Annotated in this window: 10 protein-coding genes; 5 read left to right on the forward strand and 5 right to left on the reverse strand. The window is 67.8% G+C overall.

What is annotated here, in order from left to right; translation table 11 throughout:
• The first annotated feature begins 20 nt into the window (after window positions 1-20).
• Window positions 21-1,379 (forward strand): NAD-dependent succinate-semialdehyde dehydrogenase, encoded by a 1,359-nt coding sequence (locus ACJMKZ_RS10020; RefSeq protein WP_405233044.1) that lies wholly within the window; start codon window positions 21-23, stop codon window positions 1,377-1,379.
• A 45-nt stretch (window positions 1,380-1,424) separates the two neighbouring features.
• Here ACJMKZ_RS10020 and ACJMKZ_RS10025 read toward each other — a convergent pair whose 3' ends face one another.
• The gene (locus ACJMKZ_RS10025) at window positions 1,425-2,507 is read right to left on the reverse strand and encodes an alpha/beta hydrolase (protein WP_405233045.1); all 1,083 of its coding nucleotides are present in this window, start codon (window positions 2,505-2,507) and stop codon (window positions 1,425-1,427) included.
• A gap of 83 nt (window positions 2,508-2,590) precedes the next feature.
• Between ACJMKZ_RS10025 and ACJMKZ_RS10030 the strand changes: the two genes are divergently transcribed.
• Window positions 2,591-3,376, forward strand: coding sequence for a methyltransferase domain-containing protein (locus tag ACJMKZ_RS10030; RefSeq protein WP_405233046.1), 786 nt, complete (start codon window positions 2,591-2,593; stop codon window positions 3,374-3,376).
• Between the two features lie 77 nt (window positions 3,377-3,453).
• A complete protein-coding gene (locus ACJMKZ_RS10035) occupies window positions 3,454-4,464 on the forward strand; it encodes a DUF481 domain-containing protein (protein WP_405233047.1) in 1,011 nt (336 codons plus the stop codon).
• Here the strand turns inward: ACJMKZ_RS10035 and ACJMKZ_RS10040 are convergent.
• On the reverse strand, window positions 4,461-5,750 hold the full coding sequence (locus ACJMKZ_RS10040; protein ID WP_405233048.1) for an alpha/beta hydrolase: 1,290 nt from the start codon (window positions 5,748-5,750) through the stop codon (window positions 4,461-4,463). The two genes, ACJMKZ_RS10035 and ACJMKZ_RS10040, sit on opposite strands and share 4 nt — an antisense overlap.
• Before the next feature lie 189 nt (window positions 5,751-5,939).
• On the opposite strand from ACJMKZ_RS10040, the gene ACJMKZ_RS10045 reads away from it, so the two are divergent.
• Both ACJMKZ_RS10045 and ACJMKZ_RS10050 read left to right on the forward strand, forming a co-directional pair.
• A complete protein-coding gene (locus ACJMKZ_RS10045) occupies window positions 5,940-7,001 on the forward strand; it encodes an efflux RND transporter periplasmic adaptor subunit (protein ID WP_405233049.1) in 1,062 nt (353 codons plus the stop codon).
• 16 nt (window positions 7,002-7,017) lie between these two features.
• On the forward strand, window positions 7,018-10,071 hold the full coding sequence (locus tag ACJMKZ_RS10050; protein WP_405233050.1) for an efflux RND transporter permease subunit: 3,054 nt from the start codon (window positions 7,018-7,020) through the stop codon (window positions 10,069-10,071).
• A gap of 67 nt (window positions 10,072-10,138) precedes the next feature.
• Here ACJMKZ_RS10050 and ACJMKZ_RS10055 read toward each other — a convergent pair whose 3' ends face one another.
• The 3 genes from ACJMKZ_RS10055 to ACJMKZ_RS10065 form a co-directional block, all read right to left on the reverse strand.
• Window positions 10,139-11,140, reverse strand: coding sequence for a hypothetical protein (locus ACJMKZ_RS10055; protein WP_405233051.1), 1,002 nt, complete (start codon window positions 11,138-11,140; stop codon window positions 10,139-10,141).
• The gene (locus ACJMKZ_RS10060) at window positions 11,137-11,649 is read right to left on the reverse strand and encodes a hypothetical protein (RefSeq protein WP_405233052.1); all 513 of its coding nucleotides are present in this window, start codon (window positions 11,647-11,649) and stop codon (window positions 11,137-11,139) included. Before ACJMKZ_RS10060 ends, ACJMKZ_RS10055 begins: the two co-directional genes overlap by 4 nt.
• 189 nt (window positions 11,650-11,838) lie before the next feature.
• Window positions 11,839-12,471: a DUF2452 domain-containing protein gene (locus ACJMKZ_RS10065; RefSeq protein ID WP_405233053.1), complete on the reverse strand. Its 633-nt coding sequence runs from the start codon at window positions 12,469-12,471 to the stop codon at window positions 11,839-11,841.
• Window positions 12,472-12,566: the final 95 nt, after the last annotated feature.

The following is a 12,566-nucleotide window of genomic DNA, read 5'->3' on the forward strand; positions in this document are numbered from 1 at the left end:
CAGAGCAGGAGCTTCCCTACATGCTGACCGCCATCGATCCCACGACCGGTACCGTGATCCGCGAGGTGAAGCCGGCCTCGCCCGATCAGGTCGAGGACGTCCTCGCCGGAGCTGCCGCCGCCTTCCCGGGCTGGCGCGACACCGGCTTCGACGAGCGCGCCGAGCTGTTGCGCGCCGTTGCCGCCGAGATGCGCCGGGACGTGGACGCCCTGGGCGCACTCATGACCGAGGAGATGGGCAAGCCGGTGCGCGAGGCCCGCGGCGAGGTGGAGAAGGCGGCCTGGTGCGCCGAGCACTACGCCGAGCACGCGGAGTCCTACCTGTCGGCCGACGTCATAGAATCCGACGCCAGTCGCAGCTACGTGCAGTATCTGCCTCTCGGCACCATCCTGGGCGTGCTGCCCTGGAACGCGCCGTTCTGGCTCGCCTTCCGTTTCGCCGCGCCGGCGCTGATGGCCGGCAACACCTGCGCGATGAAGCACGATCCCCACGTCCCGGGCTGCGCGCAGGCCATCGAGGACGTCTTCGCCCGTGTGGGTGCGCCGGAAGGCGTGTTCCAGAACCTGCCGATAGAGACGCCCGCGGTGGAGGGCGTGATCCGCGACGAGCGCATCAAGGGCGTGTCCTTCACCGGTTCCGAGCGCGGCGGGGCGGCCGTCGCTTCCGCGGCGGCGTCGGAGATCAAGCGCTCGGTGCTGGAGCTGGGCGGCTCGGACCCCGCCATCGTGCTGGCGGATGCCGACCTCGAAAAGGCGGCGGACACCATCACCCTGTCACGCATCATCAATGCCGGGCAGAGCTGCATCGCGGCGAAGCGAACCATCGTCGAGGCGCCCGTGTACGACCGCATGGTGGAACTGCTGCAGGATCGCCTGGCGAAACTGAAGGTGGGCGACCCGCGGGAGGAATCCACCGACGTGGGCCCGATCGCACGGGACGACCTGCGTGCCAATCTGCACCGTCAGGTGCGGGCGACCGTCGACGCCGGCGCCACCTGCCGACTCGGCGGCGAGCTGCCGCAAGGCGATGGCTTTTTCTACCCGGTGACGCTGCTCATCGACGTCACGCAGGACATGACCGGCGCGTGCGAGGAGACCTTCGGCCCGGTGGCGGTGGTGATGAAGGCGACGGACGCCGACGAGGCACTGGCCATCGCCAACGACACTCCCTACGGACTGGCGGCCGCGGTGTGGACGGACGCCGCCCGCGGCGAAGCCATGGCCCGCCGGCTCTACACCGGCCAGGTAGCCGTCAACGGCATCGTGAAGACCGACCCCCGCCTGCCGAGCGGCGGCGTCGGCCGCTCAGGCTACGGCCGCGAACTCGGTCCCCACGGCATCCACGAGTTCGTCAACGCGCAGCAGGTCTGGATCGCATAAAGGTGCCGGACCGAACTTTTGCAACTTTTGAAACTTATGAGAGTTTCAGAAGTTCCTGGTCCGATTCCGACCGGCCGAAGCCGTCGTCCCGCGCTTGACCGGCAGCAGACGCCACAGGCCGGGAGCGGGTCCCGGCACGCGCTCGTAGCTGCCATCCGCATCCGCGGCCAGCGGGGCAAACAGACGGCCGATGTCCTCGATCACCGCCGGATTGCGCAGGTGATAGACATGTCCGCTCAGGCTGTACAGACCGGTCCCCGACACGTCCACTAGCTGCACTTTCGCGGACAGCGCGCCCCCTGCACTGGCCTCCTCGTCGGCAATCCCCAGCCGCGCTGAAGTATTCACCACAGTGGACAGGCGCAGCGCCAGGTCATTTTCCGAGGCGTAGATCGTCACCCGCTCTGCCTTCCGTTCCAGCGCCGGCCGCAGCTCGGCGAATCGCGACCGCGCAATATCGGGAGCGACCAGCACGACCTGGCCGAACGCACCGCCGTCGTCGTCCATCCGTGACAGCACCTCCACCGTCGCCCGCGCGCCGAGGCTGTGCCCCAGTATGCTCACGCCGGCGCTGCCGTGCCGGGCGGCCAGCCCCTCGAGCACTGCGCGGAGATCCGGCAGGCTCCAGGCGAGATCACCCGCATCGCTTGCATAGGTCACGTACTTGCGATCGGCGGGCCAGCTGAACAGCAGCAGCCGGCCGTCCAGCCCAAGCCGCTTCTGCAGCAGCGCGGCGTGGCGGCAGCTGCGCCCGAAATCCTCGTTGAAGCCGTGGATATAAACGACCACCCCGGCGCGGCCGACATCCCCGACAGCCGACTTCACGTCGCCAGTGGCCGCCGGCGTCACGCCGAGCAGGCGGCCGTCGTGGTCTTCGGCGTCCCGGATCGCCACCCGGCAACGTCCGGCCGTCACCGGTCCGCGGTCGCCGCCGTAATAGTCCCGTCCGTCGCTGCCCGTCTCGAGCTGCCGATTTGTTACGAAAGCCACCTCCGCGGTCGCGACGGCGTCCGCCGCTGCCGCGGCACCCGGCGACGGACCCACGGGCACCGGGCTCGCGCAGGCCGCGAGCAGCAGGGCACTCGCGCAGAGTGCGGGTCGTCCGTAGCGGTGATACAGGGAGCACATGAAGCCGTCAGTATAACCGCCGCTGGGCGACGCCGCCGTCCTGCACCATAATGAGGATCGTACCGCCTGGCCGGGAGCGCCCCGTGAAACGCCGTACTCCTTACAACGACGCCAAGGCGAGGCGCACCGAACGGGCCTACCTCTCAGCCGAGATCGCACGGCAGCGTGAGCGCACCCTCGAGGCACTCGCCCCGTCGCCCGGTGAATGCATCGTCGACGTCGGCTGCGGCCCCGGCCTGCTGTCCCGAGCCATCGCGGAAGGCGTCGGCCCGGACGGCATGGTACTCGGCCTCGATCTCAGCGGCCCCATGCTCGACCTTGCCCGGGCACGTTGTGCCGGCGTCCCCCAGGTCGGTCTGGCCGCCGCCGATGCCGTGCGACTGCCCGTGGCCTCCGGCGTTGCGGATGCAGTCGCAGCCACCCAGGTCCTGCTCTACGTCGAGCGACCGGAGACCGCCATCACCGAGATGCGCCGGGTCCTCCGTCCGGGTGGCCGCGTCGTGATCGTGGAGACGGACTGGCAGACCGCTGTCGTCACGGCAGAGGACGCAGCCCTGACGCGACGGATGTTCGACGGCTGGGACCGCGCCGTACCGAGTCCGCGGCTGCCGCAACGGCTGCTGCCGCTGCTGCGGGATGCGGGTTTCGACGCCGTCCGCGTCCGGGCCGTGCCGGTCCTGTCCACCCGCTACGATGCGGTCGGCTACGCCGGCACCATGCTCGACCAGTGCGCGGCCGCCGCCGTGTCGGGGGGGCGGACGAGCGAACAGGAAGCCCGCGACTGGCGAGCGGGTATCGAACAGCGCGCGGAGGCAGGCGACTTCCTGTTCTGCGTCACCCGTTTCCTGTTCACCGCGGAGTGCCGGTGAGCCAGGGCCGCAGTTGTCCGTAATCGCATCGGCCGCTAGGCTTCCCGCCGTCCCGTCACGCAACCAGCGATTTCGTCATGTCCGGTAAGCACCTCTTCGTAATCACGACCCTGTTCGTATCCCTGCTGGCCGCCCGCGCCGTGGCGGCCGATGTCGTCTGGATGAAAAACGGTGATCGCATCACCGGCGACATCAAGCGCGTCTGGGACAACGAGCTCTTTCTGGAGACCGCCTACGCGGACGAATTCGCGCTGTCGCTGGACGCCGTCGCCCGCATCGAGTCTGACGAAGACCTGGAGATCGAGCTGCGCGACCACAGCGAGATCACCGGCCGCTTCGCCACCGACGAATCCGGCGGCATGATCCTCGTAACCGGCTCGGGTACCCGGCCGTTCGCGCCGATGGACATAGAGGAACTGACGGAGCCGGAGGACGAGTTCAATTGGGACGCCCGCTCCGATTTCTCCTACAGCGCCACCCGCGGCAATACGGAGACCAGCGACTTCCTCTGGCAGCTGGATGGCGGCGTGAAGATAGGCGATCATCGACACCGGCTGGACTTCCGCCTGGACCGGAAAGACCAGGACGGCCTGACCACGAAGGAGCAGTACACCGCCAGCTACCTCTACAGCTGGTTCTTCTCCGACGGCTGGTTCCTCTCCTCGGGCATCGGCTACGAGCGCGACCCCATCCGTCAGCTCACGTATCGCTACACGCCCGGCGGCGGCGTGGGCTTCCAGTTCTACGAGGACGCCTACCGTCTGTTCGAGATCTCGCTCTCCGCGATCGGCGTTCGGGAGCGGCTCGCGGGCGAGACCGACGAATCGACCGCCGCGCGCTGGCAGCTGCGCTACCGCCGCGACCTCCTCGGCGGGGATCTCGAGTTCTTCCACGATCATCGCTACTGGGTCTATCTGACCGGACGCACCAACCAGGTGGCGGACACTTCGACAGGCATCCGCTGGGACGTCTGGGGCGATATCTATATGAACGTGCAGGTGGACTGGGACTGGGAGTCCAATCCTGCCGCCGGCAACGAGCAGGAGGACGTCACCTACGCTCTCGGCATCGGCATCGAGCTGGACTAGTTGCGCCGGATTTCCAGGTCCTCGCGGGTCAGATTGTTCCGCAGGCGGTCGGGATAGTCCGGCGGCAGACTCCAGAGAAGCTCCAGATCCGTCTTGCCGAGCGCGCGTTCGTCCGGGCCCAGATCGCTGCGCACGGCAAGGATCATGTCGGTGCTTGCCCAGGGGTGGTCGAACCAGTAGCGATGCCCGGTGATGTCGAAGCCGCGCCCTTCCCGGCCTCGCGAGACATCGACGACCTCGAGGCGATCGGCCGCCAGTACGGTCTCCATCTGCTCCGGAGTCAGGTCGTTGTTGCGCTGGCCGATACGCGTGCCGCCACGCATGAAGGTCCGCGCCATCTCCAGGGCGCTGTCCCTGGAGGACACGGTGACGACGACACGGTTCGCCAGATCGTCTATCGCGGGCAAGGCTTCGAGGAACTCCTCGCTCGGTACATCCGCGGCCGCGAAGTACACCGTGCCGATGCGGAAACGCTCATGCAGATCCTGTCCTTCATCAGCGTGCCGCGCATGCAGTTCCCGCAGCGCCGTATTCACGACCCTCCCCCCGGCGCTCCAGCAGACGATGTGGATACGCCGGGCCGACGATTCCGCGGCCAGCAGTTCCAGCAGGGAGGTCAGGGCCGGCGCTGCGCTATAGGCACGCCGGACGTCGCTGCCGGTCCCGTAGGCGAGAATGTTCTGGCGCGTGGGCCAGGAGAACGCCAGCGATGTCATGTCGCGGCCCATGAAGTGGTCCAGCTGGGCCGCGAACGCGTTGGCGTTGTAGAAGTTCACCTTGGCGCCATGGACGTAGATCAGCAGGTCGCGGTCGCGAGCCGACTCGATGGATGAATTGAGGTCGGTCATCAGCCAGGCCGCGGCACCGCCGACGTCGCGTATCCCGCCGGCATCGCCGGGAACGAAGTGGCCGATCTCCACCAGCCCGGCGATGGAAAGGTCGACCATCTCCGGCCGTTCGGCACTGCGCGAATACTCGTTCAGTTCGGACCAGGAGAGATTGGGGCCGCCGAAACCGATCAGCGTCATCCCCACGGATACCGCATCGCTCTCGGCATTGCCGTAGTCGATGCGTTGCAGGTCGTCTTCACGTTCGCGTGTGGTCGCGTAATAGACACGGCGAGGATTCCAGCGCTGATGCTCGGGTATGTGGTCGAGCGGTCCGACGCCGAGTTCCGTGAATAACACCGGAGTCGGCATGAGCGGCTGGACCGGCGGACCCGCACATCCCGCGGCGGCGGCGGCGACGACGAGCAGGAAGGTACGGGCTTTCGGAATCCGGCGCATGGCGTGCCTCCTCGCGAATCTGCGCGGCAATATAGCCATCCATCACAGCCGCGACAACACGGTGCCGGACAGGCCGGCTATGCGGTGGCATGCCACCGATGGCGCGGCGCATGAGTTTTCCGGTAGGCTTCCCTGGCGCCGCACGGACTGGGCCGCCCGGATGCCAATAACAACAGGAATGTGAACAAGATGTTTCGAAGTCTGCCGGGCGCGACGGGGAAAGTCGCGACGCTCTTTCTCACCGCTCTTGTGCTGACCGCCTGCGACAAGTCGCCGCCGGCAGAGCAGGCCGAGATCGCTCGACCCGCGCAGATCGTCACCGTCGGCGCCACGGACCTCGGCTCCGGCCTGCGTTTCCCCGGCCGCGTCCGCGCGGTCAAGCGCGCGGAGCTCGCCTTCGACGTGGCCGGCAAGATCGTCGACTTCCCCGTCACCGAAGGCCAGACGCTGAAGGCAGGCCAGCTCATCGCCGCGCTCGATCCCGAGGCATTTCAGCTGCAGCTCTCGGCGGCCCAGGCGGAGTACGACAAGGCCCGCGCTGATTACGAACGCGTGGAGAAGGTCTGGCAGGAAACCCAGGCCGTCGCCCGGGCCGAAGTCGACCAGAAACGCACCGCCATGGAGGTGGCGCGCTCCCGTTATGCGGCCGCCCGCAAGGAGTTCGAGGACACCCGCCTCACGGCGCCTTTCGACGGCGTCGTCGCCCGCCGCTACGTGGAGAACTTTCAGGCGGTGCAGGCCAAGGAGCCGGTGGCCAGCCTGCAGGACCTGGCGGAGCTGGAGGTGGTGATTCACGTGCCCGAGCGCATCGTGCAGGGCGCGCCGCGGCGCGTAGCCGGCGAGGTCGTGTTCGAGGGCATGCCCGGACAGCGCTTCCCGGTGACGCTGAAGTCGTTCTCCTCCGAGGCCGACGCCCAGACGCAGACCTACGAGGTGGTGCTGTCGCTGACCCGGCCCCAGGGCGTGACCATCCTGCCGGGCATGGCGGCCGAGGTCTTACCGGCGGTGTCCGCCGGCGAGGGCGAGCAGGCGCTGCTCGTGCCCATGAAGGCGATCTTCGCGGGTCCTGACGGCGACTCCCGGGTCTGGGTGGTGGATCCCGACACCTCCCGCGTGAGCCAGCGCGTGATCGAGATCGGCGAGGTCACGGGCGAGGGCGCCGTCGTGACGGCCGGGCTCGCATCCGGCGAGCGCATCGTCACTGCCGGCGTCAATCACCTGCGCGACGCCATGCTGGTTCGGCCCCTCTGAGGGCCGGAGCTCCGCCGTGGATCTCGCCGACTACACCCTGCGCAAGAGCACCATCGCCTGGGTCGGCTGCGCGCTGCTGCTGATCGGTGGGTATCTGTCCTACCTCGGCCTCGCCCGCTACGAGGACCCGGAGTTCATCATCCGCACGGCCGTGATCTCGACGGCCTACCCCGGCGCGCTGCCCATCGAGGTGGCTGACGAGGTGACCGACGTCATCGAGAGCGCGGTGCAGCAGCTGCAGGAGGTCGAGGAGGTCACCTCGGTCTCGCGCATGGGCAACTCCCTTGTGAAGGTGGAGATGAAGCTCGCATTCGCGAAGACCCGCGCCGAACTCGAACAGGTCTGGGACAAGCTGCGACGCAAGGTCAACGGTGCCCAGTCGCGTCTGCCGCCGGGCGCGGGCCCCTCCTTCGTAAACGACGACTTCGGCGACGTCTTCTCGCTGTTCTTCGCCGTCACCGGCGAGGGCTATTCGCTGACCCGGATCCGCGACTATGTGGACCAGCTCGAGCGCGAGCTGCTGCTCGTACCGGGCGTCGCCCGGGTGGCGACGCTGGGCGCCCCGAAGGAAGCCATCTTCGTCGAGATCGCCTCCACGAAGGCCACGCAGCTGGGCATACCGCTGCAGGATATCTACCACGTGCTGCAGGCGCAGAACGTCATCATGCCCGCCGGCGATACCCTGGTGGGCGAGCAGCGCATCGTGATCGCGCCGGTGGCGCCGGTGGACTCCGTCGAGGCGATCAGCAGCATCACGCTGGGCTCTTCCAGCGGCGAGCAGATCATCACGCTCGGCGACGTGGCCAGCGTCACCCGCGGCGTCGTCGAACCGGCGAGCGCCTACGTGCGTTACGACGGCCGGCCGGCCATCGGGCTCGGCATCTCCAACGTGGCCGGCGGCAACGTGGTGCAGATGGGTGACGCCGTGAAGGCGCGGCTGGCCGAGCTGGAGTCGCTCAGGCCGGTGGGCATGGAACTCAAGGTCATCTCCTACCAGTCCGACTCTGTGCGCGAGGCAGTCGACGGGTTCGTGAACAATCTGATCGCGGCACTCGTGATCGTCATCGGCGTGCTTGTGGTCTTCATGGGGCTGCGCAGCGGGCTGATCGTCGGCGCCGTCCTTCTGTTCACGGTGGCGGGCACCCTGATCGCGATGAACCTGGACGGCATCGCCATGCAGCGCATCTCGCTGGGCGCGCTCATCATCGCGCTGGGCATGCTGGTGGACAACGCCATCGTGGTCACCGACGGCATACTGGTGCGGTTGCAGCGGCGCGAAGACCCGCGCGAGGCCGCCTCCGCGGTGGTGCGCTCCACCCAGTGGCCGCTGCTCGGCGGCACCGCCGTGGGCATCCTGGCCTTCAGCGCCATCGGTCTGTCGCCGAGCGACATGGGCGAATACGCCGGCTCGCTGTTCTGGGTGATCCTCTATTCCATGCTGCTCTCCTGGCTGCTGGCGGTGACCATCACGCCGCTGCTGTGCGTGCGTTTCCTGCGGGTGAAGCCGAAGGACCCGGCAGCCGATGCCGGCGAGGGCGGCATACTCGGCCGTTACCGCGGCGTGCTCACGACGGTGCTGCGTCAGCGGGCGGCTTCCGGGGTCACGCTGATCGTTCTGCTGGCCGGAGCCGTCATCGGCTGCGGCTACGTGCCGCCCGGCTTCATGCCCGATTCGGCGCGGCCCCAGTTCGTGGTGGACATGTACCTGCCCCAGGGCACGGACATCGAGGTCACGGCCGCAGAAATGAAGGCGGCCGGCGAATACGTGCGGACGAAGCCGGGCGTCACCAATGTCACCGGCTTCATCGGCCAGGGCGGGCTCCGCTTCATGCTGAGCTACACGCCCGAGGATCCGAGCTCGAGCTACGGCCAGCTGCTCGTGGACGTCGAGAATAGTTCGGTGATCCCGGGACTGGTGGGCGAACTCCAGGACGAACTCACCGCGCGCCACCCGGATGCCGACGTCAAGGTCTGGAAGTTCATGCTCGGCCGCGGCGGCGGCAAGAAGATCGAGGCCGCGTTCCGCGGCCCGGATCCGGACGTCCTCAGACGGCTCGCCGACCAGGCGAAGGCCATCATGGCGGGGGATCCGGAGACGATGGCGGTGCAGGACGACTGGCGCCAGCGCGTGCCCGTGTTGCGTCCGGTGGTCGACGAGGTGGCGGCCCGCCGTGCGGGCGTCAGCACCACCGAGGTCAGCGCCGCCCTGCAGCGGGTCTATACGGGCGAGACCGTGGGCGTCTATCGCCAGGGCGACGACCTCATTCCCATCGTCTCACGGGCGCCGCTGGCCGAGCGTGCCGGCCCCGACGAGCTGGACAATGTGCAGGTGTACAGCCCGGCCGCCGGGCGTTATCTGCCCGTGGGTCAACTGGTGCGCGACGTCGAGATCGAGTGGGTGGACGCCATAATCCGGCGGGTGGACCGGTTTCCCACCATCAAGGCCCAGGCCGACCCGCTGCCCGGCAAGCTCTGGGCGCCGGTGCTGGAACGGCTGCGCCCCCAGGTCGAGGCCATCGAGCTGCCGCCCGGTTACGCCCTGGAGTGGCACGGCGAATACAAGGCCTCCCAGGAAGCCAACGCGGGCCTGGCCGCATCCGCGCCGTTCGGTTTCGCGGCCATGATCCTGGCCGTGGTGGTGATGTTCAACGCCTTCCGCCAGCCGCTGGTGATCTGGCTGACGGCGCCGCTGGCGCTGATCGGCGTCACCATCGGCCTGCTGCTGTTCCAGACGCCGTTCGAGTTCATGGCCATCCTCGGCTTCCTGAGCCTGATCGGTATGCTGGTGAAAAACTCCATCGTGCTGGTGGACCAGGCGGATGCCGAGATCGCGGGCGGCAAACCAGGCCAGCAGGCGGTGCTCGATGCCGCCGTGGCCCGTGCCCGGCCGGTATTCCTCGGCGCGCTCACGACCATACTCGGCGTGGCGCCGCTGCTGGCCGATCCGTTTTTCAAGAGCATGGCCGTCACCATCATGTTCGGCCTGGCGTTCGCGACGCTGCTCACGCTGGTGGTGGTGCCGCTGCTCTATGCGGTGCTGTTCCGGATCCGGGAGCCGTCCGCGGCCTGACGCCGCGGCACTGCCCGGGCGTTGACGCGCCCGGGCAGCCGTCGCACGGGCGGAAAGCCGTGCCGGCTCAGCCGGTCGTCTCTCCTTCGAGCGCATCCCAGGTGGTATCGACGAACTCGTCCACCACGCCGTCGCCGTCTTCGTCGATCTCGAGGCGCACCACGCCCTCGCTTACGATCACGATGCGTACCCGGCTGTCGTCCGCGCCGGTGATCAGAATCTCGCCCGTGTACGGAGGGTTATCACCGGTTGCCTGGATTGGCACCACCGTCTCGTAATCCACCGTGCCGCCCAGCGCGCTGCTGCCCATGCGGCCGAAGACCTCTGCCAGGAACGTCTGCGGCGCGACTCCCGTGTCGACCGTAAGTGTGTGATCGTAGTCCTCGAAGGTCACGCTCAGGCCGGTCTCCGACAACATGAGCTCGCTGCCGGACAGCGCCGTGAGAATCACCGGGAAGTCGAGGCTGTCCACGGTAAGCGTCAGGTCGCCGTCGGCGGTCGCGGCGCCGGAATCGTCGGTTACCACGAGGCCGGTCAGCACCATGTCCAGGGTGACGAGGAAGACATTGGTCAGCGGATCGCCCTCGATCGCGGCGATCGTGAGTTCGATCCCTCCGTTGATGACGTAGCCTTCGTTGTCGTCACAGTTCTCGAACAATGCGGTGATCGTGTCTCCCACCGTCAGCGTGTTCGGATCCGCCACGTCACCGGACAGCGTGATGGTGCCGCCCGCGGCGCAGAACTCGACGACGTCGCTGAATGGCACCTCGGAGCGGCTCTCCTCGCTGCCTGCTTTCTGCAGCATGAGCGTTGCGTCGTCTGTCGAGGCGAGCAGCGGGTCGCTGATCTCGCTTACGTCGAACATCATCATGACGCCGGTGATCGTCGCGGTGGACACCGCTTCGCCGTTATCGACCGTAATCGTCAGCGTCGGGCCGGTGTCGGGGGGAGGCGTGATGCTGCCACCCCCGCCACCACCGCCGCCGGTGGCAATCGTCGTGACGATGCCAAAGGCGACAAATGCGAGTACCGCGACCCTGCGGTACCAGCGCGTTTGCAGCGTTTTCATCTCGATACCTCCACAATCAGGGCCGCGACGCCCGCAGCGAGGCAGCCCAGAGCGGTTGCCAGGAGATCGCCGACGTCGAAACGGCCGTAAACGACGTACGCCTGGACCGGCCCCGGCAGGGGTCCCTCGGTCAGGAGGCGATGCGTCGCCAGGATCAGGCGCTCGGCGGGGGAGGATTGCAGCCACTCCATGATGGCGGCGATCAGGAACCAGCCGAAGGCGCCGTAGACGGATGCGCGGGGGCGCGGCCGCAGCATGAGGATGATGAGCAGCGCGACACCGTAGGCATGGAAAAGGGAGGGGAGCCAGGCAGCTGAAGGGCCGAATAGCCCCTCGAGCGCCGGCTGCCGGTCGGCCAGGGGCTCGAGGAAAAGCACGGTGCCCCAGTCACGGTCGACGAGGTACACGAGAACCCCCAGCAGCAGCGATACACCGGCCGAGGCTGCCAGCGCCATGGTGCCGGCTCTGTCTCGTTCCAGGCACTTCAGACCGACAGTGACGTCAGCCATTACCGTATTGCGGAAACAGCCTGCTCCGATGTTCGGAGTAGGCCCGCCCTCCTGCTAACAGGTTAGTCCTGCGGCCTTCTTGCGCAATCGGGATAAGTACGCAACGGGCATCGTCCGGCATGTACGGCCGTATCCGCCTTGCCGGCCCTTGTTGGTCCGCGGTCTGTCGGGCCTGAAGGCCCTCCTACGTTAGTTCTGGCGCAGCAGGAGCGTGGCGCCGGTCTCCGGCAGGGCCAGCCGCCACTCTCGCGTCGGAATCTCCCGCTGGTCGCCCAGGGTGACGGTCGCGCGTATCGAGCGGCTGAGGGCATTGGCGTTCAGCCGCTGGTAGTAGGCGAGGTTACCGGCATAGAAGGGCAGGACGTCCTCCAGCACGCCGTCGGTATCGAGGGCTGCCGCGAAGGCCTCGTAGAAGCGTGCCACCGCCTCGGCCACCGGCGTGTCCCCGGCCAGCTGCTCCGACGGTGCGATGGTCCACGTGCGGTCGGCCTGCAACACGCAGGCGCCGGCGAAGGCCTCGGCTCGATCCTCCGGCCATTCGTCGGGGGCGATCAGGCTCAGCACCCATTCGCCTTCCGCCAGGTACAGATAGTTGGTGACGCCGACCGCCGGCTTGTAGCGAAACTTCGCCGACAGCACCAGCAGCGAGGTGAACAACTCCGCCAGCACCTGATTGCGCGGCTTGGCGACGACGCCCCTGGGGGCGCTCGCGTACCAGTCCAGCAGGAAGCCGTTCGCGCTCTTGCCGTCCGGGTTGGCCGGCCGCAGGGATACCGCGGTGCCGGCGTCGGCGGAGTCCTTGCGATGTGATTCTTCGTCCATGCGTGACCGGCATTCGGGGGTGGCAACACGTTGTTCGAGCGCGTGCTCCGGACGGATTCCGGCGCCGCCCGGTATCGATTATACGGGAGCGCGAG

The sequence above is a fragment of the Lentisalinibacter salinarum genome (assembly GCF_040706555.1).
GTDB classification, from domain to species: domain Bacteria; phylum Pseudomonadota; class Gammaproteobacteria; order Steroidobacterales; family Woeseiaceae; genus Lentisalinibacter; species Lentisalinibacter salinarum.

Excerpts from the sequence above, each read along its gene's own strand:
- ACJMKZ_RS10055 (WP_405233051.1), bottom strand. The coding sequence starts at position 11,140 with ATGAAAACGCTGCAAACGCGCTGGTACCGCAGGGTCGCGGTACTCGCA.
- ACJMKZ_RS10065 (WP_405233053.1), bottom strand. The coding sequence starts at position 12,471 with ATGGACGAAGAATCACATCGCAAGGACTCCGCCGACGCCGGCACCGCG.
- ACJMKZ_RS10060 (WP_405233052.1), bottom strand. The coding sequence starts at position 11,649 with ATGGCTGACGTCACTGTCGGTCTGAAGTGCCTGGAACGAGACAGAGCC.
- ACJMKZ_RS10035 (WP_405233047.1), top strand. The coding sequence starts at position 3,454 with ATGTCCGGTAAGCACCTCTTCGTAATCACGACCCTGTTCGTATCCCTG.
- ACJMKZ_RS10025 (WP_405233045.1), bottom strand. The coding sequence starts at position 2,507 with ATGTGCTCCCTGTATCACCGCTACGGACGACCCGCACTCTGCGCGAGT.
- ACJMKZ_RS10020 (WP_405233044.1), top strand. The coding sequence starts at position 21 with ATGCTGACCGCCATCGATCCCACGACCGGTACCGTGATCCGCGAGGTG.
- ACJMKZ_RS10040 (WP_405233048.1), bottom strand. The coding sequence starts at position 5,750 with ATGCGCCGGATTCCGAAAGCCCGTACCTTCCTGCTCGTCGTCGCCGCC.
- ACJMKZ_RS10045 (WP_405233049.1), top strand. The coding sequence starts at position 5,940 with ATGTTTCGAAGTCTGCCGGGCGCGACGGGGAAAGTCGCGACGCTCTTT.